Consider the following 25,625-nt stretch of genomic DNA (forward strand, 5'->3'; position numbering starts at 1 on the left):
GGTTAAGCGGCATGAGCGATGGCCCCATACTGACATTCACCGACCGTGGCATTTACTGTGCCGCCGGCGATTTCCACATTGATCCGTGGCGCCCGGTGGCACGCGCGCTGATCACGCACGGCCATGCCGATCACGCGCGGTCCGGGCACGAAAGCTACCTTGCCACCCACGCCGCCCTGCCCGTGATGCGCCACCGCCTTGGCGATATCAACGCCGAGGGCATCGCCTATGGCGAGGCGCGCCAGATCGGCGGCGCGCGGGTGTCGTTCCATCCCGCGGGCCACGTGCCGGGGTCGGCGCAGATCCGGGTCGAGGTCGGCGGCGAGGTCTGGGTCGCTTCGGGCGACTACAAGGTTGAAAACGATGGCCTGTCAGAGCCGTTCGCGCCAATAGCCTGCCACCATTTCATCACCGAAAGCACCTTTGGGCTGCCGGTGTTCCGCTGGCGGCCGCAGGCCGATGTGGCCCGCGACCTGAACGCGTGGTGGGCAGGATGTGCCGCGTCGGGAAAAACCGCTTTTCTGGGGGCCTATGCCCTGGGCAAGGCGCAGCGGTTGATGACGATGCTGGACCCGGCCATCGGACCCATTCTGACCCATGGCGCGGTCGAGGCGACAAACCGCGTGCTGCGCACCCAGGGCATCCCCCTGCCCGACACCGTCGCCGCCACGGCGGTCATCCGGCCCAAGGACTTTCCCGGAGCACTGGTGCTCACGCCCCCTTCGGCCCTGGGCAGCAAATGGGCGCGCAGGTTCGGGGCGCAGGAAAGCGCCTTTGCCAGCGGCTGGATGGCGCTGCGCGGGGTCCGCAGGCGACGCGCGGGCGACCGTGGGTTTGTCATATCGGATCATGCCGACTGGACCGGACTGCTGTCCGCGATCAAGGACACCGGCGCGGAAAACATATATGTCACGCATGGTTACACGGATATCTTCGCGCGATACCTGACCGAACAGGGATTGAACGCGCAGGTGGTCCCGACCCAGTTCGAGGGCGAGATGGCGGACCGCGAGGACGCGGAATGAACCGTTTCGCCGATCTCTTCACCGCCATCGACCAGTCGACCAAGACCACGGTCAAGGTCGCCGCCCTCGCCGCATATTTCAAAGAGGCGCCCGAAGAGGACCGCATCTGGACCATTGCGCTTTTTTCGGGCCGCAGGCCCAAGCGCGCCGTCACGACCACCCGCCTGCGCGAATGGGCGGCCGAGGCGGCGGGCATCCCCTTGTGGCTGTTCGAGGAAAGCTATCCGATTGTCGGCGACCTGGCCGAAACCATCGCGCTGGTCCTGCCGCCCGGCACACGCGCCAACGACAAGCCGCTGCACCATTGGATCGCCGAGTTGCGGGCCCTTGGGCCGCTGGACGACGCCGCGCGAAAGGACTTCGTGCTCGGGGCCTGGGCGCAGCTTGGCGGCACCCAGCGGTTTGTGTTCAACAAGCTGATCACCGGCGGGTTCCGGGTCGGCGTCAGCCAGAAGCTGATGACCCGCGCGCTGGCCCGCGCCACGGACCGCGACGAGGCGGAACTGGCGCATCGGCTGATGGGCAACTGGCACCCCGACGACACCACTTGGCACGCGCTGATCGAGGCCGACGACGCCAGCGCCGACGCCTCGCGGCCCTATCCGTTTTACCTGGCCCATGCGCTGGATGACGGGCCGGAGCCGCTTGGCCCCCCGTCGGATTGGCGCGCGGAATGGAAGTGGGACGGGATTCGCGGCCAGTTGATCCTGCGCGGGGGCGCTCATTTCGTCTGGTCGCGCGGCGAAGAGTTGATGACCGACCGCTTTCCCGAACTGGCCCGCGCGGTGGATTTCCTGCCGGACGGCACGGTGCTGGACGGCGAATTGCTGGTCTGGCGCGCGGGCGATGACGATCCGCAAAGCTTTAACGCGCTGCAAAAGCGGATCGGGCGCAAGACGGTGCCGAAGAAGCTGCTCGCGGATGCGCCGGTGGTGCTGCATGCCTACGACCTGCTGGAATGGCGCGGCGAGGACATGCGCGCCACACCCTTTTCGGACCGTCGCGCGCTGCTCGAGCACGCCTGCGCCGACCTGCCGCCGGACGCGCCCCTGCGATTGTCGCCGCAACTGGATTTCGCAGATTGGGACGCGCTGGCGCAACACCGCGCCGATGCCCGCGACGTGCAGGCCGAAGGCGTCATGCTCAAACGCGCCGCGAGCCCCTATCTGTCAGGCCGCAAAAAGGGCGACTGGTGGAAGTGGAAGCTGGACCCGCTGACCATCGACGCGGTGATGATCTATGCGCAGGCCGGGCATGGACGGCGGGCCAACCTGTTTACCGATTTCACCTTTGCGGTCTGGAACGGCCCCGACCTGGTGCCCTTTACAAAAGCCTATTCAGGGCTGACGGACGATGAATTCCGCCAGATCACCGCCTGGGTGCGCAAGAATACGCTGCAACGCTTTGGCCCGGTGCGACAGGTGACGCCGCATCATGTGTTCGAGATCGCCTTCGAGGGCATTCAGGCCAGTCCGCGTCACAAGTCCGGCGTCGCGTTGCGGTTTCCGCGCATGTCGCGCTGGCGGCAGGACAAACCGCTGGCCGAGGCGAACACGCTCGACGATCTGAACGATATGTTGCGGATTTACGGCTGATTCGGGGGCAGTCCTTGCTTGTTACCCATCCCTTGGCACCCTACCTATGTCGCGACACCGACACCAAAGAGGTACACAGATGATCCAGCTTCCCTTCCCCGTCCAAGACGCGAACCCCGGCAGCGGGGACAGCCCCTTTGGCGATCTGCCGAAATGGAACCTCGATGATCTCTACACCGGAGAGGACGCGCCGGAACTCAAGCGCGATCTGGACTGGCTTGAGCAGGCCTGCTCAAGCTTTGCCGAGGATTACGAGGGCAAGCTCAAGGATCTGGACGCGGCGGGGTTTCTTGATTGCGTGCTGCGCAACGAGAAGATCAACCAGGTCGCCGGGCGGATCATGTCCTTTGCCGGGCTGCGTTATTACCAGCAGACCACGGATGCCGGCCGCACGAAATTCATGTCCGACACCCAGGAAAAGATCACCAACTTCACCACGCCGCTGGTGTTCTTCACGCTGGAAATCAACCGCCTGGACGATGACCACCTCGAGACGCTCTATGCGCAGAACGCCGATCTGGCGCGCTACAAGCCGGTGTTCGACCGGATCCGCGCGATGAAGCCCTACCAGCTTTCCGATGAGATGGAGAAATTCCTGCACGATCTGGGCGTGGTCGGCGATGCGTGGGAGCGGCTCTTTGACGAAACGATCGCTGGACTGGAATTCGAGGTCGAAGGCGAGACGCTCAATATCGAAGGCACGCTGAATCTGCTGACCGATCCCGACCGCGCCAGGCGCGAGGCCGGCGCGCGCGAGCTTGCCGCCGTGTTCACCGGCAATGTCCGCACCTTTGCCCGCGTTCACAACACGCAGGCCAAGGAAAAGGAAATCGTCGATCGCTGGCGCGGGATGGAAACGCCGCAGACGGGCCGCCACCTCAGCAACCAGGTCGAGCCCGAAGTCGTCGAGGCCCTTCGCAACGCGGTGGTGGCCGCCTATCCAAAGCTCAGCCACCGGTATTACGAGCTTAAGCGCAAATGGCTTGGCCTTGACGTGATGCAGGTCTGGGACCGCAACGCGCCGCTGCCGATGGAAGATCCCAAATCGGTGCATTGGGGGCAGGCCGAAAAGCTGGTGATGGACGCCTATTCGGCCTTTGATCCCCGCATGGGCGAGATTGCCGCGCCGTTTTTCACCAAGGGCTGGATCGACGCGGGCGTGAAGCCGGGCAAGGCGCCGGGGGCTTTCGCGCATCCCACCGTGACAAACGTGCATCCTTATGTGATGCTCAATTACCTCGGCAAACCGCGCGACGTGATGACGCTGGCGCATGAACTGGGCCACGGCGTGCATCAGGTGCTGGCCGCGGGTCAGGGCGAAATGCTGTCCTCCACCCCGCTGACACTGGCCGAAACCGCCAGCGTGTTCGGCGAAATGCTGACCTTTCGCAAGATGCTGGATCAGGCCGGGTCAACGACCGAACGCAAGGTGCTGCTGGCCGGCAAGGTCGAGGACATGATCAATACCGTCGTGCGCCAGATCGCCTTTTACGATTTCGAATGCAAGCTGCACGACGCCCGGCGCGGCGGCGAATTGACGCCCGACGACATCAATGCCCTGTGGATGAGCGTTCAGGCCGAAAGCCTGGGGCCGGCCTTTGAATACATGGAGGGCTACGAGACCTTCTGGGCCTATATCCCGCATTTCGTGCATTCGCCCTTCTACGTCTATGCCTATGCCTTCGGCGATGGCTTGGTGAACGCACTTTATGCCGTCTATGCCGAAGGCGACGAGGGGTTCGAGGACAAGTATTTCGACATGCTCAAGGCCGGCGGGTCCAAGCACCACAAGGAACTTCTGGCGCCCTTCGGGCTCGATGCCTCCGATCCCGCGTTCTGGGACAAGGGCCTGTCGATGATCTCGGGCATGATCGACGAATTGGAAGCGATGGAGGAGTGACCCCGATCGCCCTCCCCTGATGGAGCGCCACGGATGACCGGCCCCCCCGACCAGCAGCACAAGTCGAGGACGTTTCGACAGCACACGCGCCGTTTTCTGGCATGGGTCCGGTCGCACGTGCCGCCCGGCGCTCGGCTTGTGCTGGGCATCGTGTTGATCCTGATGGGGCTGGTGGGGTTTCTGCCGGTGGTCGGGTTCTGGATGATCCCGCTGGGCGTGGCCGTGGCGGCGCTGGATGTCAAACCGCTGCTGCGCCGCTGGCGGAAATCACGCCATCACGACTAGGTTCGGCACGGGCCTGACCGGGATGACCGGACGGTCGCGCGCCCGGCGCCGCATCACTCAGTTTTCCTGCGCCGCACCGCCCCGCGCCACGCGCGCCAGGAACCGTTGGGTCAGATCGGGGTCCGTCGTGCTGAGGCACTGCTGCGCGAAATACCAGTGGATGAACTTGTCATAGGCCCGCCTGCGCGGCGGCGCCGCCAGCAGACGGCGCAGGTCATGCGCGCTGCGGGCGACATCCGCAATATGGTGAAAATCGGATTGCCCGCACAGGATGACGGGCTTTCGGTGCAGATAGGCCTCGATCCCGACGGCGGAATTGATCGTGACCACGCGCGCCGCCACGGATAACAGGTCGTGAATGTTGCAAAGTGAGACCGACAGGTTTGCATATTTCCTTTGCAGGCCCTCGAGCCGCCCCCCGGTATCAGGGTCCAGATCGCGGGGATGTGGTTTTACGACGACCGGCAAGACGCTGTTTTGCAATATGTTTTCCAACATATCCCAACGGTCCAGATAGCAGGTCTCGCCGACGGTGCGGTGGGCCTCGCTTTGCAGGAAAACCGCGATGCAGTTCTCCGGCAGCGCGGCCCGGTCGGAGGGCTGGGCATAGCGCGACGCACGCGCGCCCACCAGACGCTGGCGCAGCTTGCGGAAAAACGGCCGCGCCTGATCCGCGTCGATCTGCGAAGGGTCAAAGCGCGCCGCGCCGATCGAGGAAAACGCCCGGATGCCCAGCGGGTCCATGTTCCAGAAGGGATAGATATAGGCGATGCCGCAGTTCAGAACACGCGGATGCGCCATGCGCCCATGATTGACGATGTGAAACGCATCATCCGCCGCGACCTGCGCCGCAAGGGCCGCCCGGTCCAGTGGCACAAGCCGAAGCGGATGCCCCGCCGCCGACACCCCGGTCGTCAGGTGGTCATAGAACGGCAGCAGGCCGCTGCCCGCCGGGCCCAGCCATGACGCCGGTAGGTGAAAGACGATCTCGCGCAGTGTGCCCCGCCCCAAAGAAAAAGCCCCGCCCGTGGGGCACGGGGCGAGGCTAGAGATTTTTGCGCAGTGGCGAAAGGGATCAGGCGGTCGCCATCATGCCTTTTTCCTTTGCCAGATCGCGCATCTTCTTTTGCAGCTTCTCAAAGGCGCGCACTTCGATCTGGCGGATGCGTTCGCGGCTGACGTCGTATTCGCCACTCAGATCCTCCAACGTGACGGATTTTTCCGACAGGCGGCGCTGCGTCAGGATGTCCTTTTCCCGTTCGTTGAGCACACCCAACGCTTCGCTTAGCAATTCGCGTCGCATTTCAAGCTCGTTGCGCTCCTCGTAGTCGGTTGCCTGATCGGCGTCTTCGTCCTCAAGCCAGTCCTGCCATTGCATCGTGCCTTCGCCTTCGGACCCGACCGTGGCGTTCAGCGACGCATCCCCGCCCGACATACGCCGGTTCATCGAGATCACCTCTGCCTCTGTCACACCCAGATCGGTCGCGATCCGCTTGACGTTTTCGGGGCGCAGATCGCCTTCTTCCAGCGCGCCGATCTTGTTCTTGGCTTTGCGCAGGTTGAAAAACAGCTTTTTCTGGCCCGACGTGGTGCCCAATTTGACAAGGCTCCACGAGCGCAGGATATATTCCTGGATGCTGGCACGGATCCACCACATCGCGTAGGTGGCGAGGCGGAAGCCTTTTTCAGGATCGAAGCGTTTGACCGCCTGCATCAGGCCGACGTTCGCCTCCGAAATCACCTCGGCCTGCGGCAGACCGTAGCCGCGATAGCCCATGGCGATCTTCGCGGCCAGCCGCAAATGCGACGTGACCATACGATGCGCGGCCTCGGTATCTTGTTCCTCGACCCAGCGCTTGGCCAGCATATATTCCTCTTCCGGTTCCAGCAGGGGAAACTTGCGAATCTCCTGCATGTACCGATTCAGACCGCCTTCCGGCGTCGGGGCCGGCAGATTTGCATAGTTTGCCATTGGTGGGCCTCCTGATGTTTAAGGGCTTAACATACCATGTAGGGACTAAACCGATCGGTTCAAGTGCTGGTACGCGCCAATCGTTAAGGAAATACTGACACATCGGACCGCCTTTCGCAGCCCATTGTCACACCCCTCACAGGCTTGTGCGATCACGTCACCGCAACGCGCAACGCATCCAGAAGATCCGCCATATCCCTCGGCAACGGCGCTTCAAAGCGCACCGGGTCGCCCGTGACGGGGTGATCGAAGCCCAGAACGGCGGCATGCAACGCCTGGCGGGGGAAGGCGCGTACGGCCTCGGCCGACACTTCCGGCAATGCCTTGGCGGCCAGCTTGCGTTTGCCGCCATAGACCGGATCGCCCACCAGCCCGTGCCCCGCGTGGGCCATATGCACCCGGATCTGGTGCGTGCGCCCTGTCTCAAGCCAGCATTCCATCAGCGCCAGCACGGCGGGTGTGCCGAACCGTTCGATGGTGCGGGCCCGCGTGATCGCATGGCGCCCACCCTGGAACAGCACCGCCTGGCGCTGCCGGTCGGTCTTGTGCCGGGCGAGGTGAGTCGTCAGCTTGAGGATATTGCCCGGCTCGAAACTTGTCCCCCGGATGCCGCGCAGGCGCGGGTCGTTGGCATCCGGCACGCCATAGACCAGCGCCTGGTAGTATCGCTCGACGCTGTGCGCCTCGAACTGGCTGGCCAGCCCGTGGTGCGCCGCATCCGATTTCGCCACCACCAGCAGGCCCGAGGTGTCCTTGTCGATGCGGTGCACGATGCCGGGGCGTTTCATGCCGCCCACGCCCGACAGGTCGTCGCCGCAATGCGCCAGCAAGGCGTTGACCAGCGTGCCGTCGGGCGTGCCCGGCGCGGGATGCACGACCATGCCCGCAGGTTTGTTGACCACGATCAGGTCAAGATCCTCGAACACCACCTCAAGCGGTATGTCCTGCGGCAGGATATGGCTGTCCTGCGCCTCTTCGACCGTCACGTCGATCCGCGCCCCGGGCTCGACCCGCGCCTTTGCGTCTTGCACGACCACACCGTCCACAGCGACAGCGCCGTCGGCAATGAGGCGGCCCAGCCGCGTCCGCGACAATGCCGCGCTCTCTGGCACATCGCGGGCAAGCGCCTTATCAAGGCGTGGCGGCGGTGCGTCGGCAATTTCGAATGTGATACGGCGGTGAGACATGCAAGATCCTATTGAACCGGCCAACCTGCGGTTTTTGCGGCGTTTGGTGACGGTGTTGACAGCCACAATGATTGGCGGACTTCTAGTCATCATCGCACTGATTGTCATCCGCTTCTCTGACAGGGCGCCGCAACTGCCCCAAAGCATCGCCCTGCCCGACGGCGCCACGCCCGCGGCCTTTACCCAAGGGGCAGACTGGTACGCGGTGGTGACGACCGGCGACACGATCCTGATCTATGACCGCGCCACGGGCCGTTTGCGGCAAAGCATCGCCATCGAGTGATGGACGCCCGCGACGGACACCGCCGTGATGGACGCCCGCGACGGACACCATGCACCCGCCTGATCGGGCGCGATGCCCATAACGCCAATCCGCCAAAGGAGGGGTGGTACCACCTCCCCGGCTTGAACGGGGGACCTCCTGATCCACAATCAGGCGCTCTAACCAACTGAGCTAAGGCGGCACTGGAGCGGATTTAGCGCGCAGGATTTCGGATTGCAAGGGGCCAATCCCGCCAATCCATCGCACAAACCGCTATGGTTTCGATGATATTACCATCCTTTCGCATATTCGTCAGCCGTGATCGGGTGGTTGATCGGGCCTGCGCCGGCCCTTTACAGGCGAACGGTCCATTCCTGTTCGATCAAATCCTGTCCAAAGGAGGTCACCGCCGTTTCACGGTCCAGCGACCAGCCCGCGGCCTTGTAAAGCGCTCCCGCGGCCTCGTGGCTCCGGTGTGTCCAAAGCTGCATGTCGGTGTACCCGCGGTCCCGCGCGAACCCCATGCAGGTGGCCAGCATCCGTTTGCCCAGTCCCTTGCCCCGCGCCTCGGGGACCAGCAGGAACAGGCGCAGCTTGGCGGTCGAGGGCGTCAGCGCCACGCAAAAGATCGAGCCCAGCCGTGTCGCGCCCTGTTGTGCGATCCAGCCGGTTTCGCGGCTGGGGTCGTGTGCGGCGATGTAATCGTCCAGGATCGTCGCCACCAGCGGCCCGAACGTGCCGTCGAATCCTTCGTCGCTGGCGTAAAGCCGGCCGTGTTGATCGACCAGCCAATCGCGATCGGCGGGGGTGAAACTGCGCAGTGTGATCTCGGCCATGGGCGCATCACAACACCAACCCGGCTTGCCTTTCAAGGGCGCGCGCGCTAATCGCGGTCACACCACTGAGGAGACCGGACATGGGTATCGACACCGAACGCGACATCGAAGCCAACCTGCAGATCGGACCCACCGACAAGGGCATGGTCCGGATTTTCGTCGAAGCCGACGGCATGGAGATCCCGATGGATTTCACCCCCGACGAGGCACGCGAGATCGCCGAGGAAATCATGGCCGCCGCAGGCGCCGCAAGTGGCGGGCGCGGCAAGCGGCGCTAAACTTCAGCCCCAGTGATCCAGCATGTCGGGATCGCGCAGCATCTGCAGCCTGCGCGCGGCCTGCGTGGCGAATTTCTGCACCATGACCTTGCGCCGCGCAGGTGCAAGACGGGTCTCGGGGCCCATGCGCAATATCTCGGCGTCATAGGCATCGGCCATGATCAACCCGGTGTCATCGGGCAAAAGCTCGGTCGGGAAGCGATCGTCGACGGCCCAGAAGAACCTGTCGCACCACTCAAGATAGCCCTGCCATTTCTGGTCTGTCTGGAAATCCGCCCGGCTTGACTTGCACTCCACCACCCAGATTTCGCCCTTGGGGCCCAGCCCCATCACATCGACCCGCAGACCGCGCGCGGGCACCAGCTCCTCCACGCTGACAAAGCCGTGGGCGGCCAGGTGGCGCGCCACGCCGCGCGCCAAAAGCTGGCCGGGTTGCATCGGTCGAAGGTCATCATGCGCCATGCCGCAAATTATGAACATTTCATGAACACTGTGCAAGCCCTCCAGGTCACATTGGTATTTCGCCCCGCGCGGCCCTATCTTGGAAAGCGGGCATGCATGGGGACAGCAACATGGCGGACACATCCAACCTGACCGAGGCCGAAGCGCGCGGCGTGCGGTATGCGCGCGAGCTTGAGGGCCATCTTGGCTGGCTCGATACCTTCTCCGGTACGGCGCTCGGGGTGCTGGCCACGGCCTCGGGCATCTACACCTACCTTGGCGTGTCGTCGCTGCTGGATGACAACGGCGCGATGTCCGCCTTTGCGGCCATTGCCTATTCGGTGGCGGTTTCCGTCGGCATCTTTGTCTTCTGGTCCTACATGCTGCGGCTGTTTCCCGCGGTGCGCGGGGCGCGGGCGCGGATCGGGCTGCTGGGCGCGATGGGCCTGGGCTCGCTCGCGATCATCGCAATGTCGAGTTGGCTCAACGCGGCGGCCCTGGCCGGGTCGGCGGCGGTCGAACAGCACCTGGCCGAAACCGTGCAGGACTACCAGGGATCGCTGGAACGCGCGCACGAAATCGCTTTGTCGGCACAGGGGCTTGAACGCGATGTCGCCCGCGTGCGCCAAAGCTTCGAGGATCTGAGCGAGCAGGAGGCCACCGGCAACCTGTCGGGACTGGCCGGGCGCGGCGCCGTGTTCAAGGTGCTGCGTCAAAAGGCGTCCGAACTGGCCGGGCTGGAGGCGCAGATCGCCACCCAGACCCCGCTGGTGGACGGCGCCTTTGTCGAGGGCAACGCGGCCCTGAGCCGGATGCGCGCGCTGACAGTCGAGCCGGGCCCGGTCGAGGCGCGGTCGGTCGAGTTTTCCGAACAGGCCGTGCGGCTGGCCGGGATCATCACGCAGTTGCGTCAACTGTCGGTCGCGGCACTGGTCGAACGCGCGGCACAGGATCTGTCGGCCTCGGTCGTGCTGCCCGAACTTGATGGCCGCAGCGAGGCCACGCGCGGCGATCAGGCAGCCACCATCACATCGGTTCTGGAGGTGCTGGCGCAGCGCGCCACCACGCTGGAGCGCGCGGCACAGGCGGTGGCGGCCATGACCCCGCCTGCCGACACGACCTATACGCCGATCAGCGCGGCGGATGCCGTGATCCTGTATGCCCGGAATTTCGTGCCGTCCTGGGCCGGGGCCATCGCGATCGACCTGCTGCCCGCGGTGCTGGTGTTCATCCTCGCCATCACCCAGGGCGCCATCCGCACCGGCCGCGAAGGCGCGGCCGTCGAAGACACCCTGACCATCGCGGAACTGCGCGCGGCCTTGCAGGCCATGCGCGAGATGGAAGCGACCATGACGGCCGCGCCACCTGCCGCAGCGCGCAAGACCGACCCCGAAGACACGCCGCAGGTCACCGCATTCAAGGCCCCCTGATGGTGGTGAAAGCGCGAAAACCGCGGTCTCCGATGACCATCCGCCGCGCGCTGAACGGCGTGCTGATCTTTCAGCTTGGACTGGGCGGGCTGTTGGTTCTAGGCGATATGCAAGGGATGCGCCTGCCGCGCTTTGGCCCTGATGCGCCATCGCTGACCGACCCCGTGCGCCCCGGCGACCAGACCCGCCGTTACCGCCCCGACCGCGAACGCCCCGGCGGGCGGCCCATGCCCGCCACGCCGCTGCCCGATCGCCTGACGCTTGGCCCGCTGAGCCAGGACGGCACCATCAGGGTGCAGGGCACCATCGCGCCCGGTGACGCGCCCCGCATCGGCACCCAGCTGGAGCGCATGGACCCGGCGCCGAAAACACTGGTGCTGAACTCGCCCGGCGGGTCGGTGCAGGATGCGCTGGCCCTGGGGCGTGCGGTCCGCGCCGCAGGCTACGCCACGGCGATGGATCCCGGCGACATCTGCTATTCCGCCTGCCCCTACCTGTTGGCCGGCGGCACGGCGCGCGACATTCCGGATGACGCGTCCGTCGGGGTGCATCAGCACTATTTCGGCGAAAGCACGATCCTGCCCGCCTTTGTCGCCGTCGAAGACATCCAACGCGGTCAGGGCGACGTCATGGGCTATCTGGACGAGATGGGCATCGACCCGCTGGTCATGCGACATGCGCTGACCACACCGCCCGACGAGATCTACCTGCTGCTGCCGGAAGAGTTGGTCCGCTACGGGTTTTCGCCGATGCCGACGCAATAGCGATTGCCCCCTTGTCGCGGGGGCATGGCGGGCCTAGATACGATACTGACGGTTCTGCCCCTCTCGTGACTGGTTACATTCCAGTGGCCTTAAGCAATTCCGAGGGAGCTGGCTCTGCATGGATCCTGGTTCATGTACCTGGCGCCCACCTGTACATACAGGTCCTCGGGAATATACAACTAAAACGGTTGTGGTGGTTCCGTCGCTTTCCCAAGCATCTCGAATGACGAAACAGCGGCGCTGACGCGCTGGCCCATGGCCTGCACGGCGGCGCACAAAAAAAGAGCCGCAACAGTGCGGCCCTCGGTCACATCAGGTCAGTCCATGTGACCCGACAATTCATCTTTGTCAGCTTGCCCTTGTGCAAGGCGCCGATTTTCGCGTCAACGGCGGTGCACCGGCATCCGGCGCTGCGGCTCTGCCTTGACGGGGATGGGCAGATACTCTTCACGCGGGGCCGAAAGGCCGGACAGCGCGGTGCGAATGAAGCGTGCGATGAAATCAAGCATGAGGTGTCTCCTTCTCGGCTATAAGATGGCGACGAAAACCGCAAAGTCCACCCCTACCCAAGCATGATGTGGCGCTTTGCCGCTTATTGGTCGGCGCATCGCGACCGATCCTCCGAAAATAGGGAAATTGGGCCCGCCCTGTGAACACACCGTAGCCCTTTCGCTTCAACAGGCTATCGGATGCAGCGCCCGGACGGCAGCGCCCGGCACGCGAAACGCGGTCAGACGGAAAAAACTATCGACATTTTTAGCTTTCGGATACGCAGTCGGCTCAAAACGCGTCCGGACGCGCCTCTCGCGCCATGTGATCCAGAACCGCGTTGACGAATTTCGACTCCTTGCCCTCGGGGAAAAAGGCGCGGGCGACATCGACATATTCGCTGATCACGACCTTGGGCGGGGTGCCCGTATCGCGCAATTCGGCGCCTGCGGCCCGGAACAGCGCGCGCAAGGTCGGATCGATGCGCCCCAGCGGCCATTTCGCCACCAACGCCCGGTCGGTCTGCTGGTCGATGCTGGCCTGATAATTCACCGCCGTCTCGATCACGGTGGTGAAATGCGTGATGTCGCCATCCAGCATTTCATCGCCGTCGTAGGTTTCGCCGAACCTGTGGTTCAGAAATTCCATTCGAACGGAATCGACCGTCAGCGACGAATGTTCCATCTGAAACAGCGCCTGCACGGCATAGAGCCTCGAGGCCGATTTCATCTTGCGGCGCTGGTTGCCCGACAGGTTGCTGTGAAGCTCGCTCATGCGTGGTTGGATCCGTCTGTGTCACCGGCCATCAGCGTGTCCTGCCCCTTCGGCTTGAACCCGATGCCCTTGGATTGCTGCGCCCACTTACGGGCGAGCGCGACCAGATGCAAGGCCGCCGCCGCGGCACCGCCGCCCTTGTTCTGGTCGTCCGGATCGGCGCGGACCTCGGCCTGCGCACGCGTCTCGACGGTCAGGATGCCGTTGCCGATGCACAGCCCCTGCAGCCCCAGCAGTTGCAGCGCACGGCTGCTGTCGTTGCACACTGTCTCGTAATGTGTCGTCTCGCCCCGGATCACGCAGCCCAGCGCCACGTAACCGTCGAAATTGCTGCGCCGGTCGGAAATTCCGATCGCCGTGGGGATCTCCAGCGCGCCGGGCATCTCGACCAGGTCCCAGGTGGCGCCCGCCGCCTCGATCTCGGCCTTGGCGCCGTTGATCAGGTTGTCGGCGATATCGCGGTAATAGGGCGACACCACGATCAGGATCTTCACCGGCTTGTCGAAACTGGGGCGCGGCAGGATGTAATGCTGTTCGGCTGTGGCCATGGGATCAGTCCTTGGTGATGGGCCGGGTGCCCACGATTTCGAGGTGGTAGGCGTCAAGGCCCACGTATTTCGTCTGCGGGCTGTCGGTCAGCAGCACCAGCTTGTGCAGGCCCAGCGTCGACATAATCTGCGCGCCCACGCCTGTCCGCTTGATGGTGCGCGGCGCGTCGTCCTCGTCGCCGTCCAGCCGCAGCTTGGGGTGCGGCTCGCGAAACAGCAGCACGGCGCCGCGGCCTTCCTCGGCGATGATCCGCATCGCGCGCGGCAATTCGTCGGCCGGGCTGGGGCCAAGGCCCAGAACATCCTCCAATGCATTGAGCGCATGGGTCCGCACCAGCACCGGCTCCGGCGTGGTGATGTCGCCCTTGCTCAGAACGACGTGATCGGTGCCGGTGATCTCGTCTGCAAAGACGCGCATGTGCCATTCGCCGCCATAGGCCGAAGTCACCAGGCGGCTGTCGCGCTCTCGCAGCAGGTTGTCGTGCTTGTGGCGGTAGGCGATCAGGTCGCTGATCGTCCCGATCTTGAGCCCGTGTTCGCGGCCGAATTCCACCAGGTCAGGCAGCCGCGCCATCGTGCCGTCGTCCCTCATGATCTCGCAGATCACGGCCGAGGGGTGCAACCCCGCCAGCCGGCTGATATCCACCGACGCCTCGGTATGGCCCGCGCGCACCAAAACGCCACCATTGCGCGCGCGCAGCGGGAAAACATGGCCGGGCGTGGCGATGTCGGCGGCGCCCGCCTGTTCGCTGATCGCCACGGCAACGGTCAGCGCGCGGTCGGCGGCTGAAATCCCGGTGCTCACGCCCTCGCGCGCCTCGATGCTGACGGTGAACGCGGTCTCGTGGCGCGACGAATTGTTCACGGCCATCATCGGCAGGCCCAGCGTTTCGATCCGCTCGGCGGTCATCGGCAGACAGATCAGACCCCGCCCATGGGTGGCCATGAAATTGATCGCCTGCGCGTCGGCAAACTGCGCCGGGATCACCAGATCGCCCTCGTTCTCGCGGTCCTCGTGATCCACCAGGATATACATGCGGCCCTGCCGCGCCTCTTCGATGATGTCCTCGATGGGGGCAATCGCCGCGCGCAGATCGGCCTCCACAGGTCCGGGGGTCTCGAATTTCATCGCTCACGCCTTTTCAAAACACTTTGCCCGCACATAGCCCAGCGTCGCGCGCTTTGCCAGTGCGCCACGCCCCTGCATCAGCGCAGGTCTGGCGTCGTCCGGCTGAACAGACCTCGAACCGCGCGTCTTGCCCGCAGGGCAAGGCGGGCGCACCCGGCTGCCCCCTTCGGGCAGACGGGGACATGTCGTGGCGCGGCACGCGCCTCCGTCAGGTCACCCGGCCTCGGCCAATCGCGCCACATACCGTGCCAGCGTGTCGATCTCGAGGTTCACGGCATCGCCCACCGCGACGTCGCCCCAGGTGGTCACGGTCTTGGTGTGCGGAATGAAATTGATGCCGAACTCTGCGCCATCGACCTCGTTCACGGTCAGCGACGTGCCGTTCAGCGCAACCGATCCCTTGGGTGCGATGAACCGCGCGAGAGCCGCGGGCGCGCGCAGGCGCACGCGCGTGCTGTCGCCCTCCTCCGTCAGCGACACGACCTCGGCCACGCCATCGACATGTCCCGACACGATGTGCCCGCCCAATTCGTCGCCCACCTTCAGCGCCCGTTCAAGGTTGACCCGCCTGCCCACGCGCCACCCGCTCAGGTTGGTCTTGCTCACGGTCTCGGCGCTGATCTGCACGTCATACCAATCCGGCCCAAGATCGACGACCGTCAGGCACACGCCGTCCGATGCGATCGACGCGCCCATGTCGATGCGCGCCGTGTCGTATCCGGTCTGGATGCGCGCGCGCAGATCGCCCGCCTGCTCAAGCGCGACGATGGTCCCGACGTCGGTGATGATCCCTGTGAACATGGTACGGCCCCTTATACGATCTGCCTTTCACGTAGCGATGCCACCGGCCCAAGGCAAGGGGACGGGCCTTGTCGCATTGCCACGCCCCTGCCATAGTTTTGCCCGGATCAGGCGCCAAATTGGGTGAGTTCATTAATGACGTTCAGAGTACCCATGCCCAACCTAGATCCCCGCACGCGCACCTTCCTGTTTCTACAGGGGCCGCACGGACCTTTCTTCCACAAATTGGGAAAGATGCTGCGCCTCGCGGGCGCGCAGGTCTGGCGCGTGGGGTTCAATGCGGGCGACCGGGCCTTCTGGTTCCATCCGTCCAGCTATATCCCCTATCGCGGCGCGGCCGCCGAGTGGCCTGACCGCTTCGACGCGCTGGTGGACGAAAAGAACGTCACCGATATCGTGCTGTACGGCGACACGCGCCCGGTTCACGCCGAAGCGGTGGCGCGCGCCCGCGCCCGCGGCCTGACCGTGCATGTCTTCGAGGAAGGCTACATGCGGCCCTACTGGATCACCTACGAACGCGGCGGCACCAACGGCAATTCGCGCCTGATGACCATGAGCATCGCGCGGATGCAAAAGGCGCTGGCCCAATCGGACATGGAGGCCCCCCTGCCCCCCGGCCACTGGGGCGACATGCGCCAGCATGTGTTCTACGGCGCGCTTTATCATTGGTTCGTCATGTTCCGAAACGGTCACTACCGCAACTTTCAACCCCACCGCGCGGTAAGCGTGGCCAAGGAATTCCGCCTCTACCTCAAGCGGCTGATGCTGATGCCCTTTCACGGCATCGACCGGCGCGTCGCCACTTTCCGCATCCGGCACGGCGGCTTTCCCTACCACCTGGCGCTGCTGCAACTCGAACACGACAGCTCGTTTCAGCAACACTCCCCCTTCAACACGATGACCGATTTTCTGGCCCTGGTGATCAAGGGCTTTGCCGACGGCGCCCATGCGCATCACCACCTGGTGTTCAAGGCGCATCCGCTGGAGGATGGCCGCGTGCCGCTGCGCCGCGAAATCCGCCGCCTGGCGCACGACCTGGGTGTTTCAGACCGGGTGCACTATGTCCGCGGCGGCAAGCTGGCAAGTCTTCTCAACGACGCGCGCAGCGCCGTCACGGTCAATTCCACCGCCGGCCAGCAGGTGCTGTGGCGCGGCATACCGCTCAAGGTCTTTGGCCGCGCGGTCTATGCCAAGCCCGACTTCGTGTCCGATCAGGCCCTGCCGGATTTCTTTCAGGGCGCCACCCGCCCCGACAACCGCGCCTACAAAGACTACCGCCGCTATCTGCTGGAAACCAGCCAGTTGCCCGGTGGCTATTATTCCGCACGCGGACGGCGGCAGCTGCTGCGCCAGGTCGTGGACATGATGCTGTCGAGCGAAGACCCCTATGACGCGCTGCGTTCGGGCACCGCGGCACCACGGCAACAGTTGCGTCTGGTGACCTGACGGCCACCACCCCTAGCGGTAGCTTTTTGAATTCGATTCCGGTAGTTTAGAAAAAATACGTCGAAGCAATCGGCGATTTCGAGGCAGAACAAGAACAGGTCGAGGAGACCGAGCAGTGACAATCTCCGGTTTTCGGTGGGCACGCCCCATCGCAATGTTGGCGGCCGTGGCCGTCGTGGCGTCCTGCGGCTTGCCGCAGGTCGGCCCGAACAAGCGCCAGATCTATGCGGGATCGGTCCAGAAACAGGGCGATGCTTTCATCGTCGAGGTCAATGACCGCGTGACACGCACCACCGCAGTGGTGCCCGCGCTTGGATTTTCCGAAGCCTTCAAGAACGCGGCCACACTGGGGTCCGACACGATCCGCCCCGGCGACGTGCTGGGCCTGACCGTCTGGGAAAACGTCGATGACGGCCTCTTGGCGGGCGAGGCGCAGAACTCCACCATCCTCGAGGAAGTGCAGGTCGACGGCGCGGGCTTCATATTCGTTCCCTACGCCGGCCGCATCCGCGCGGCGGGCAACACCCCCGAAGCGATCCGCCGGATCATCACCGCCAAGCTTGAAGAACAGACCCCCGACCCGCAGGTGCAGGTGCGGCGCGTGGCGGGTGACGGTGCAACCGTGTCGCTGATCGGTTCGATCGGCGGCCAGGGCGTCTATCCCATCGAACGCCCCACCCGGACGCTGGCCACCATGCTGGCGCAGGCCGGCGGCGTCACCATCGAGCCCGAGATCGCGCAGGTCACCGTGACCCGCGCCGGCGAAAGCAGCACCATCTGGTTCCAGGATCTCTACGATCATCCCGAACTGGATATCGCCCTGCGCGCGGGCGACCGGATCCTGGTCGAGGAGGATACCCGATCCTTCACCTCGCTCGGGGCCACGGGCAGCCAGTCGCGCGTGCCCTTCGAAAGCCAGAACCTGTCGGCGCTCGAAGCGATCGCGCAGGTGGGCGGGCTGGTGTCCACCTCGTCCGACCCGACAGGCGTGTTCATCTTTCGCAACGAGGTCGCCGAGATCGCCAACGCAGTTCTGGGCCGCGACGACCTGCAGGGCGCGCAGCGTCTGATCTATGTGATGAACCTCACCAAACCCAACGGCATGTTTCAGGCCCGCGATTTCGTGATCCGCGACGGCGACACGCTTTATGTGACAGAGGCGCCGTTCACCCAGTGGAACAAGACGATTTCCGCCCTGACCGGGTCGCTGACCCCCGTCGGCACACTGTCGAGCATAGCCGGCGGCTGACCTTTGGCCACAGACCCCAAGCATCCCTCCGCCGCCGGACGCGAAAGCGCCCGGCGGCTTGTGGTTTACAACGGCGGTTTCCTGACCCAGCGCCGCGTGCGCCGGATCCTTGCCCTGGCGGGGTATTCGGTGGCGCTGGGGTGGCCGCGCGCGGATGACCTGGTGGGCGTCTGGGGCCACAGCCCCACGGCGCATCGCGGCGAACGCGCGGCCGCGCGCCGGGGCGCGCCATTGGTGCGGATCGAGGACGCGCTGCTTCGGTCGCTTCGCCCCGGGCGGGCGCGCGGCGAACCGCCGCTTGGCCTGCTGATCGATCACAAGGGAATGCATTTCGATCCCGCGAAACCGTCCGATCTGGAAGACCTGCTGGCCACGCATCCGCTTGATGATACGGCGCTTTTGAACCGCGCGCGGGGCGCAATGGCGCGCATGGCCGAGGCGCATCTGACGAAATATACCGCCTTTGACCCCGGCGCGCCGACACCCGCACCGGGATATGTGCTGATCATCGACCAGACCCGCGGCGATGCCTCGGTCACCGCCTGCGGCGCGGATCGCAACCGGTTTCTGGAAATGCTGTTCGTCGCACAGGACGAACACCCCGGCGCACCGATCGTCATCAAGGCCCACCCCGAAACCGCGCAGGGCCTGCGCGCGGGGTATTACACGGATGACGACGCGGGCGGCCGCATCACCCTGCTGACCGATCCGGTCAGCCCCTGGGCGCTGTTCGAGGGCGCGATCGGGGTCTATACCGTGTCCTCGCAACTGGGCTTCGAAGCGATTTTCGCCGGCCACCGCCCGCGCGTCTTTGGCCAGCCCTTTTACGCGGGCTGGGGGCTGACACGCGATGAATTCCCGGTGCAACGTCGCCAGCGTCACCTGACCCGCGCGCAGCTTTTCGCCGCCGCGATGATCCTCTATCCGACGTGGTACGATCCCTGCCGCGACCGGCTGTGCGAGCTTGAGGACGCGATCGAGGCACTCGCCGCACAGACCCGCGCGTGGCGCGAGGATCACCGCGGCTGGGTCGGGTCGGAGATGCGGCTTTGGAAACGCGGCAGCCTGCAAAAGGTCTTTGGCCATGACCGCGCGATGGTCTTCGAGAACGACCCGGCCCGCGCCCGCAAGACCGGCAGGCCCTGGATGGTCTGGGCCAGCAAGGCGGCGGTGGGCCACCACGATGCCTGGCGGCTTGAGGACGGGTTCCTGCGCTCGCGCGGGCTTGGCGCCGACCTGATCCCGCCCCTGTCGCTGGTGCTGGACGATCTGGGGATCTACTACGATCCCGCGCGGCCCAGCCGGTTGGAACGCTGGATCGCCACGCGTGCGCACCTGCGCCCCGATCAGGCGACCCGGGCGCGGGCGTTGATCGCATCGCTGACCAAAGCGGGGCTGAGCAAGTACAACCTGGGCGGCACACTGCCCGATCTGCCGAAAGGACACCGGATCCTGGTGCCGGGACAGGTCGAGAACGACGCGTCGATCCTGAGCGGGACGCGGCAGGTACGCAGCAATCTGGACCTACTGCGCGCCGTGCGGGCCGCGCACCCCGATGCCGTGGTGATCTACAAACCGCACCCCGATGTCGAAGCGGGTCTGCGCCCCGGCGCGGTGGAGGCGGAGGGACTGGCCGATGTGGTCGCGACACGCGCCGATCCCGTGGCCCTGCTGGCGGCGGTCGATGCCGTCTGGACAATGACCTCTCTTCTGGGCTTCGAGGCCTTGCTGCGCGGCGTTCGCGTCACCACGCTGGGCGCGCCGTTCTACGCCGGTTGGGGCCTCACGGACGATCGGGGCGAGGTGCCCGAACGGCGCCGCGCGCAGCCCACGCTGGAGGGATTGGTGCACGCCACGCTGATCGACTACCCACGCTATTTCGACCCGGTGAGCGGCCTGCCCTGCCCGGTCGAAGTCGTGGTCGAACGGCTGGCGCAGGGGCGGCTGCCGCATCCGGGGTGGGCCAACAGGTTGCTGGCCAAGGCGCAGGGCGCGCTGGCCAGCCGGGCGCATCTGTGGCGCTAGCGCCGCGCCAATCCGATGCCTTGCCTTGCCTTCGGCGAGGATATTTTCGAACAAAAGAAAAGGAAGCAGCGTCAGCGGGTCGGGCGCGCCCAGATATGGAGCATATCGCCACCCACGGCCTGGGTGCTGCGCAGGGTGTAGCGCGGCGCCTGCGACAGCCGGCTGAGGCCCATCGCTCCGATCGCCGGCAGACCTTCGGCACCGATGACCACACCGGCGGTAAAGCCGACCAGCCGGTCCACCAGATCGGCCTCGATCAAGGACGCCGCCAGGGCGCTGCCGCCTTCGCAGAAGATGCGGGTCAGGCCATGATCGCCCAGTTGGCGCAGCACATCCGCCGGATCGAGTTGACCGCCGCGCGTCCCGCAGGCCAGCAACGTGGCGCCCAGATCGGCCCAGGTCCGCACCAGCGCGGGATCGGCATCGCTGCCGTGGCACAGGATCAGCGGCGGATCGCCCGCCGTGCGCGCCAGCCCGCCCATCAACGGCAGATCCAGACGGCGGCTGACCACGACGCGGGCGGGTTGATGCGCAACGCCCAGATCGCGCACGGTCAGCGAAGGGTCATCTTTGCGCGCCGTACCGCCGCCCACCATCACCGCGTCGTGGCGATAGCGCATCGCGTGCACCGCGCGCCGCGCCGCCGCGCCCGTGATCCACTGACTTTCGCCGGTGCCGGTGGCGATGCGCCCGTCAAAGCTGCCGGCGAGCTTCAGGGTGACCAGGGGCCGGCCCAAATCGATCCGCATCAAGAAGCCCGCGTGATCGTCCTCGGCCTCGCGTTGCATCAGGCCGGTCTGCACCTCGATGCCCGCAGCGCGCAGCATGGCGATCCCCTGTCCGGCCACCCGCGGATCCAGATCGTCGGCGGCGACGATGACGCGCGCCACGCCCGCATCGATCAGCGCCTGCGCGCAGGGCGGGGTCTGGCCGTGATGCGCGCAAGGCTCAAGCGTGACGTAGACATCCGCGCCGCGCGCCCGCGCGCCCGCCTGCGTCAAAGCCTGGGTTTCACCGTGGGGGCGCCCGCCCGGCTGGGTCCAGCCGCGCCCGATGATCCGGCCCCCCGCCACGATGACGCAGCCCACCGCCGGATTGGGCCAGGTCAACCCCTGCCCGCGCCGCCCCAAGGACAGCGCCAGCGCCATGTAGCGCGGATCGGCGATCACTCTTCGGACGGCATGTCGGGCCGCAGCTCGCTTACGAATTTGTCAAAGTCATCCGCCGCCTGGAAGTTCTTGTAAACGCTGGCAAACCGCACATAGGCCACGGTGTCGATCCGGGCCAGTGCCTCCATCACGATCTCGCCGATCTGTTTCGAGGGGATATCGGTTTCGCCCATGCTTTCCAGCCGGCGCACGATCCCCGAAATCATCTGGTCGATGCGCTCGGGATCGATGGGGCGTTTTTGCATGGAAATGCGGATCGACCGCTCGAGCTTGTCGCGATCGAAATCCTCGCGCTTGCCAGAGCTTTTGATGACCACCAGATCGCGCAATTGTACCCGTTCGTAGGTTGTGAACCGCCCGCCGCAGGCCGGACAAAAACGGCGTCTGCGGATCGAAACGTGATCCTCCGCCGGTCGGCTGTCTTTTACCTGAGTGTCAATATTTCCGCAAAACGGGCAGCGCATCGGCCGTCCCCCTTCAATGTATTTCCGCCTCATTGTGGGATCACTGCCCCACTTATCCACACTTATAGGCGACCAACTACAGTTTGGGTAGAGGGGAAATGCCGCGCCACATCTTGTGTATGGACCCAAAGCCGGTCGGCATGCGTTGGGTCCCGACACCGATTTGATCCACGAAAGGACACAGCATGGCCAAGACACTTTTCATCACCGGCGCCTCCAGCGGGATTGGCGCGGCGACGGCGCGCGCGGCGGTCAGGGACGGCTGGAACGTCGGCCTGTTCGCCCGCAGCGAGGACAAGCTGAGCGCGCTTGCCGACGAGTTGGGCAAACAGGCGATGGTGCTGACGGGCGACGCCACCAGCGAAGCGGATCAGGATGCGGCGATGACCAAGCTGGTGAGCCATTTCGGCACGCTTGACGCGGCCTTTGCCAATGCCGGGCGCGGCACCTCGCAGGGCGGCACCGGAGGCGGCGACCCGGAGGATTGGAAGGCGATGGTGGACCTCAACATCATGGGCGCGCTCTATACCGCGCATGCAGCCATTCCGCACCTGAAAAAGACCAGGGGGCAGTTCGTCGTCACCGGCTCCGCCGCCGGACGGGGCCACATAAAGGGCTCAATCTATGGGGCGACCAAATGGTTCATCCATGGATGGGCCGGCAACCTGTCAGAGGAGATGCGCGACTGGGGCGGGCGGTGCATGGTCGTCGCACCCGGAATGGTCAACACCGCGTTCTTCGACGAGGAAAAGCCCGACAAGCTTCAGCCCGAGGACGTGGCCGATGCGGTGATGCATGCACTGAACGCGCCCGCGCACGCGTCGATCCGTGAAATCTTCCTCATGCCGAACAGCTGAGGAAAGCGGCCGCGATCCGGCGCGTGTGCGGCGCGCGCCGGTGCTCGACCAGATAGATCCCCTGCCACATACCCAAGTGCATCTTTCCCGACGCCACCGGGATAGACAGGCTGACCGGCATCATCGCCGCCTTGATATGCGCGGGCATGTCGTCCGGCCCCTCGGAGCGGTGGCGCAGGAATCGCATCTGCGGGTCGTCGGCATCCGGTACGAGCCTTTCGAAAAACGCGCGAAGATCCCGTTGAACATCGGGGTCCGCGTTTTCCTGTATCAGCAGCGACGCCGAGGTGTGACGCACCATGAGGGTAACCACCCCGTCATCTTGTCCGTGCAGCCATTGCGCGACAGTCCCCGTCACCTCGTAGAGTGCAGGGCCGTCGGTCTGAATGGTGAACTCCGTCAGCATCACGACCAGACTGGCGCGGCCCCGCGTGCCGCGCAAGCCCTACTTTGTCGACCGGGTAAAGGCATCGCGACAGTAGCGACGCGCCTGGTACGACTTGAACATCAGTCCGGGCTGATCGACCTCGACGGTGCGCAGGGACGGCTCGGGCGGCAAGCCGTCGTTCGACAGCGTGAACAACACGCCCAGCTTTCCCGGCGCGGTCTGACTGGGGCCCAAGGGCCGCTTTATGTAGATCGGCAGCAGCTCCGACCGGTTCGCGCGCGCCTCGTTGAAGCTGGCGGCTGCGCACCAGAATTCGTGCGGCCCCATGCCGATCTGCTTGACCACCTCGAAATCGGTGGCGTTGACCGGGTTGATGACAAGAGACAACTCCTCGCTGCGCGTATCGGCGAGGACGGGCGTCGAAAGCAACGCAATCAGGCAAGATGAGATCAGGGTTTTCATGTTACATGCTCCTCCTGACGGAAGAGATAGCGCACCAGCAAAGCTTGAACGCACCCTGAGACAATTCGTCACCGATTGCTCAACCTGGAATCCGCGCAAAAGCTGTAAGCGTGATCCACCGACAGGTTGGACCCCGGGCGCCGGGTGGAGCTGCCGGTGATCGTGACGGGCACCGGATCAAGCCCTGTCGGATCGAGCGTAAAGACAGCCCCCTTGCGCCCCGGCACCGTCTGGCTTGGACCGCGCGCCCGCTTGACGTAGACGCGGGCAGTGCCACGGGCGCCAAGCACGTCGCGGGCATAATCCGCCGCGGCACACCACATGCCGCGCGCGCCATATCCGCCGCCTTCGATCACTTCGAAGCTGCCGCCCGGCAAAGGATTGACCGTGACCCGGTTTTCGGCGCGGTAGCCCTGCGCGGCCAATGGCGCAGCCAGCCCCACGCCCGCCAGCACGAGGCCGAAGATGAGTGCGTTATGATGTGTCCGTGGCATGGGATCCTCCTGTCTTTGCCTGAGGGGCGCTAGAACCGATCTCCGAATGGGCCTTCTCTAAGTTCGAGGATGTAGTCGTCGCAAAAGATATGAGCATGGTTGACCGACAGGTTTTCGCCGACCCGGCGCACCGACACGGACAAGGACCGCGGCGTGGCCTGCAACTGCGCATCCGGGCGCAGGGTGAACACCACGCCTTTGCGGCCCGGAACGGTCACCGAAGGGCCGCGTGCGCGCTGCACGTAGATGCGACCATCGGCGGACCGCAAACCGTTGCGGCGCACATAGTTGGCCGCCGCGCACCAGATGCCGCGCGCGCCCTCGCCACGGGCCTCGATGACTTCGAAAGTGGTGCGGTCGATCGGCACGACCAACAGCCGGTTGATCGCCTCATACGCCTGGGCCTGGGCCATCGCCGGCCACAGGACAAGTGCCAGAATTGCAATCGCAGGTTTCATCGACGAGCTCCTGACCCAAAGGTGCCATACCCGGGTAGCCGCAAACTGACCTACGTCAAAATCACGCTTGCGTCACCGCTCCGCTTGGCCGGCGGCAGGTGGCAGCGTGCCAAGGCCGGGATCACGCGCGCGCGCCACGGGCAACGCCCAGAGCTTGCGCCCCAGCAGCCGGGTCGAAATCGCCAGACGCCGAAGCTTGCACCGGAGCCAACCGAGCCGCGACACATATCCCGGCTTTTCCGCGCCCGACACAAAGGACGCCGCAAGCGATGCGATTTCGGTCTGTGCGCCGGGCAGATGCATCGCCTGAACCGCACAGGCCGGAACCAATTGATGCCGTGAAACCCCCGGCACCAGGTTCGTCGCCGCATCGGCTGGCGGCAGAACCGACTGTGTGGACCGCAATAGCGCCCGCGCCGCCGAGGGCCATACAACATAGGCGGCCGCGCCCCCCCGATCGTTGTAAAGCCGCACGAGGTCGGATCGGGACCCGGCCACCATCCGCGACGCGCGACCCAGCAGCTTGGGCTTGCGAAACGTCTCGAGATTGACAAAGCAGCAGCCGGTCATCGCATCCAGCCCCGCCAGCACCGAGGTTGTTTCATCCGTCAGGACCGCATCGTCTTCGAGGATGAGATGAGGGCTGTCGGTGTCTACGACATGTTGCCACGCCTTGCGGTGGCTTTCGGTCAGCGCCAATTCGACATCGCGCATCGGACGCGCCCAGGCATGGCGCAAGCGATCAAGATCGTGATTGACCATGTCGCCCGGCGTTACCGCGTCAAGGAACACGTGGTTGAGCCCAAGCCGCGCCATCTGCGCGGCCTGGAACCCGCGCCGGTGGTGCGGCCCGGCCAGGGTAATGATCAGGGTGCCAATCATCACGCTGCGGCGCAG

The 25,625-nt window shown here is 65.1% G+C and carries 29 protein-coding genes, 1 tRNA gene and 1 other RNA gene; 13 read left to right on the forward strand and 18 right to left on the reverse strand.

Annotation, left to right across the window (positions count from 1 at the left end):
* Positions 1–11 precede the first annotated feature (11 nt).
* From FDT80_RS05730 to FDT80_RS05745, 4 genes are all read left to right on the forward strand, one after another.
* Entirely contained in the window at positions 12–1,025 is a 1,014-nt protein-coding gene (locus FDT80_RS05730) for a ligase-associated DNA damage response exonuclease (protein ID WP_138661239.1), read from the forward strand.
* Positions 1,022–2,620, forward strand: coding sequence for an ATP-dependent DNA ligase (locus FDT80_RS05735; protein WP_138661240.1), 1,599 nt, complete (start codon positions 1,022–1,024; stop codon positions 2,618–2,620). Before FDT80_RS05730 ends, FDT80_RS05735 begins: the two co-directional genes overlap by 4 nt.
* 79 nt (positions 2,621–2,699) lie before the next feature.
* On the forward strand, positions 2,700–4,520 hold the full coding sequence (locus FDT80_RS05740) for a M3 family oligoendopeptidase (protein WP_138661241.1): 1,821 nt from the start codon (positions 2,700–2,702) through the stop codon (positions 4,518–4,520).
* A 33-nt stretch (positions 4,521–4,553) separates the two neighbouring features.
* Positions 4,554–4,805, forward strand: a complete 252-nt coding sequence (locus FDT80_RS05745; protein WP_138661242.1) for a hypothetical protein — start codon at positions 4,554–4,556, stop codon at positions 4,803–4,805.
* Positions 4,806–4,862: 57 nt separating this feature from the next.
* On the opposite strand, the gene FDT80_RS05750 is transcribed toward FDT80_RS05745, so the two are convergent.
* The 3 genes from FDT80_RS05750 to FDT80_RS05760 form a co-directional block, all read right to left on the reverse strand.
* On the reverse strand, positions 4,863–5,816 hold the full coding sequence (locus FDT80_RS05750; RefSeq protein ID WP_138661243.1) for a capsular polysaccharide export protein, LipB/KpsS family: 954 nt from the start codon (positions 5,814–5,816) through the stop codon (positions 4,863–4,865).
* 64 nt (positions 5,817–5,880) lie between these two features.
* On the reverse strand, positions 5,881–6,777 hold the full coding sequence (rpoH, locus tag FDT80_RS05755) for an RNA polymerase sigma factor RpoH (protein ID WP_138661244.1): 897 nt from the start codon (positions 6,775–6,777) through the stop codon (positions 5,881–5,883).
* Positions 6,778–6,929: 152 nt separating this feature from the next.
* A complete protein-coding gene (locus FDT80_RS05760) occupies positions 6,930–7,964 on the reverse strand; it encodes an RluA family pseudouridine synthase (protein ID WP_138661245.1) in 1,035 nt (344 codons plus the stop codon).
* Here FDT80_RS05760 and FDT80_RS05765 point away from each other — a divergent pair.
* Positions 7,963–8,247, forward strand: coding sequence for a DUF6476 family protein (locus tag FDT80_RS05765; RefSeq protein ID WP_138661246.1), 285 nt, complete (start codon positions 7,963–7,965; stop codon positions 8,245–8,247). The two genes, FDT80_RS05760 and FDT80_RS05765, sit on opposite strands and share 2 nt — an antisense overlap.
* A gap of 104 nt (positions 8,248–8,351) precedes the next feature.
* Here FDT80_RS05765 and FDT80_RS05770 read toward each other — a convergent pair.
* A tRNA-His gene (locus FDT80_RS05770) sits at positions 8,352–8,428 on the reverse strand.
* Positions 8,429–8,579: 151 nt separating this feature from the next.
* The gene (locus tag FDT80_RS05775; protein ID WP_138661247.1) at positions 8,580–9,062 is read right to left on the reverse strand and encodes a GNAT family N-acetyltransferase; all 483 of its coding nucleotides are present in this window, start codon (positions 9,060–9,062) and stop codon (positions 8,580–8,582) included.
* Positions 9,063–9,142: 80 nt separating this feature from the next.
* On the opposite strand from FDT80_RS05775, the gene FDT80_RS05780 reads away from it, so the two are divergent.
* Entirely contained in the window at positions 9,143–9,340 is a 198-nt protein-coding gene (locus tag FDT80_RS05780; protein WP_138661248.1) for a DUF6324 family protein, read from the forward strand.
* A 3-nt stretch (positions 9,341–9,343) separates the two neighbouring features.
* Here FDT80_RS05780 and FDT80_RS05785 read toward each other — a convergent pair whose 3' ends face one another.
* On the reverse strand, positions 9,344–9,802 hold the full coding sequence (locus tag FDT80_RS05785; RefSeq protein WP_138661249.1) for an MmcB family DNA repair protein: 459 nt from the start codon (positions 9,800–9,802) through the stop codon (positions 9,344–9,346).
* Between the two features lie 110 nt (positions 9,803–9,912).
* On the opposite strand from FDT80_RS05785, the gene FDT80_RS05790 reads away from it, so the two are divergent.
* From FDT80_RS05790 to ssrS, 3 genes are all read left to right on the forward strand, one after another.
* Positions 9,913–11,211, forward strand: a complete 1,299-nt coding sequence (locus FDT80_RS05790) for a hypothetical protein (RefSeq protein WP_138661250.1) — start codon at positions 9,913–9,915, stop codon at positions 11,209–11,211.
* A gap of 32 nt (positions 11,212–11,243) precedes the next feature.
* Positions 11,244–11,975, forward strand: coding sequence for a COG3904 family protein (locus FDT80_RS05795; RefSeq protein ID WP_138661251.1), 732 nt, complete (start codon positions 11,244–11,246; stop codon positions 11,973–11,975).
* A 48-nt stretch (positions 11,976–12,023) separates the two neighbouring features.
* A non-coding RNA gene (gene ssrS / locus FDT80_RS05800) (6S RNA) lies at positions 12,024–12,179 on the forward strand.
* A 179-nt stretch (positions 12,180–12,358) separates the two neighbouring features.
* On the opposite strand, the gene FDT80_RS19180 is transcribed toward ssrS, so the two are convergent.
* The 5 genes from FDT80_RS19180 to FDT80_RS05820 form a co-directional block, all read right to left on the reverse strand.
* Complete coding sequence (locus tag FDT80_RS19180; protein WP_281278387.1) at positions 12,359–12,484, reverse strand: hypothetical protein; 126 nt, start codon at positions 12,482–12,484, stop codon at positions 12,359–12,361.
* 271 nt (positions 12,485–12,755) lie between these two features.
* Entirely contained in the window at positions 12,756–13,238 is a 483-nt protein-coding gene (gene nusB, locus FDT80_RS05805) for a transcription antitermination factor NusB (protein ID WP_138661252.1), read from the reverse strand.
* A complete protein-coding gene (locus FDT80_RS05810; protein ID WP_138661253.1) occupies positions 13,235–13,786 on the reverse strand; it encodes a 6,7-dimethyl-8-ribityllumazine synthase in 552 nt (183 codons plus the stop codon). Before FDT80_RS05810 ends, nusB begins: the two co-directional genes overlap by 4 nt.
* Positions 13,787–13,790: 4 nt before the next feature.
* The gene (ribB, locus tag FDT80_RS05815; protein WP_138661254.1) at positions 13,791–14,915 is read right to left on the reverse strand and encodes a 3,4-dihydroxy-2-butanone-4-phosphate synthase; all 1,125 of its coding nucleotides are present in this window, start codon (positions 14,913–14,915) and stop codon (positions 13,791–13,793) included.
* 213 nt (positions 14,916–15,128) lie between these two features.
* Complete coding sequence (locus FDT80_RS05820) at positions 15,129–15,716, reverse strand: riboflavin synthase (protein WP_138661255.1); 588 nt, start codon at positions 15,714–15,716, stop codon at positions 15,129–15,131.
* Between the two features lie 153 nt (positions 15,717–15,869).
* Between FDT80_RS05820 and FDT80_RS05825 the strand changes: the two genes are divergently transcribed.
* The 3 genes from FDT80_RS05825 to FDT80_RS05835 all read left to right on the forward strand — a co-directional run bounded on the left by FDT80_RS05825 (position 15,870) and on the right by FDT80_RS05835 (position 20,436).
* A complete protein-coding gene (locus FDT80_RS05825) occupies positions 15,870–17,162 on the forward strand; it encodes a capsule biosynthesis protein (RefSeq protein WP_138661256.1) in 1,293 nt (430 codons plus the stop codon).
* A 154-nt stretch (positions 17,163–17,316) separates the two neighbouring features.
* Positions 17,317–18,411, forward strand: a complete 1,095-nt coding sequence (locus FDT80_RS05830) for a polysaccharide biosynthesis/export family protein (RefSeq protein ID WP_138661799.1) — start codon at positions 17,317–17,319, stop codon at positions 18,409–18,411.
* 3 nt (positions 18,412–18,414) lie between these two features.
* Positions 18,415–20,436 carry a capsular polysaccharide biosynthesis protein gene (locus FDT80_RS05835; RefSeq protein WP_246039874.1) on the forward strand — a complete coding sequence of 674 codons (2,022 nt, stop codon included), beginning with the start codon at positions 18,415–18,417 and terminating at the stop codon, positions 20,434–20,436.
* Positions 20,437–20,507: 71 nt separating this feature from the next.
* Here FDT80_RS05835 and ribD read toward each other — a convergent pair whose 3' ends face one another.
* A complete protein-coding gene (ribD, locus tag FDT80_RS05840) occupies positions 20,508–21,584 on the reverse strand; it encodes a bifunctional diaminohydroxyphosphoribosylaminopyrimidine deaminase/5-amino-6-(5-phosphoribosylamino)uracil reductase RibD (RefSeq protein WP_170311823.1) in 1,077 nt (358 codons plus the stop codon).
* A gap of 17 nt (positions 21,585–21,601) precedes the next feature.
* On the reverse strand, positions 21,602–22,069 hold the full coding sequence (gene nrdR, locus FDT80_RS05845) for a transcriptional regulator NrdR (RefSeq protein WP_138661258.1): 468 nt from the start codon (positions 22,067–22,069) through the stop codon (positions 21,602–21,604).
* 185 nt (positions 22,070–22,254) lie between these two features.
* Between nrdR and FDT80_RS05850 the strand changes: the two genes are divergently transcribed.
* Positions 22,255–22,926, forward strand: a complete 672-nt coding sequence (locus FDT80_RS05850; protein ID WP_138661259.1) for an SDR family oxidoreductase — start codon at positions 22,255–22,257, stop codon at positions 22,924–22,926.
* Here the strand turns inward: FDT80_RS05850 and FDT80_RS05855 are convergent.
* The 5 genes from FDT80_RS05855 to FDT80_RS05875 all read right to left on the reverse strand — a co-directional run bounded on the left by FDT80_RS05855 (position 22,910) and on the right by FDT80_RS05875 (position 25,610).
* Positions 22,910–23,332 carry a secondary thiamine-phosphate synthase enzyme YjbQ gene (locus tag FDT80_RS05855; protein ID WP_138661260.1) on the reverse strand — a complete coding sequence of 141 codons (423 nt, stop codon included), beginning with the start codon at positions 23,330–23,332 and terminating at the stop codon, positions 22,910–22,912. The two genes, FDT80_RS05850 and FDT80_RS05855, sit on opposite strands and share 17 nt — an antisense overlap.
* Positions 23,333–23,371: 39 nt before the next feature.
* Positions 23,372–23,776, reverse strand: coding sequence for a hypothetical protein (locus FDT80_RS05860; RefSeq protein ID WP_138661261.1), 405 nt, complete (start codon positions 23,774–23,776; stop codon positions 23,372–23,374).
* 68 nt (positions 23,777–23,844) lie between these two features.
* Positions 23,845–24,270: a hypothetical protein gene (locus FDT80_RS05865; RefSeq protein ID WP_138661262.1), complete on the reverse strand. Its 426-nt coding sequence runs from the start codon at positions 24,268–24,270 to the stop codon at positions 23,845–23,847.
* Between the two features lie 29 nt (positions 24,271–24,299).
* Positions 24,300–24,728, reverse strand: a complete 429-nt coding sequence (locus FDT80_RS05870; protein ID WP_138661263.1) for a hypothetical protein — start codon at positions 24,726–24,728, stop codon at positions 24,300–24,302.
* Between the two features lie 72 nt (positions 24,729–24,800).
* Entirely contained in the window at positions 24,801–25,610 is an 810-nt protein-coding gene (locus FDT80_RS05875) for a glycosyltransferase family 25 protein (RefSeq protein ID WP_138661264.1), read from the reverse strand.
* Between the last annotated feature and the right edge of the window lie 15 nt (positions 25,611–25,625).

The organism is Sulfitobacter sabulilitoris (assembly GCF_005887615.1).
In the GTDB taxonomy this organism is placed as follows: domain Bacteria; phylum Pseudomonadota; class Alphaproteobacteria; order Rhodobacterales; family Rhodobacteraceae; genus Sulfitobacter_E; species Sulfitobacter_E sabulilitoris.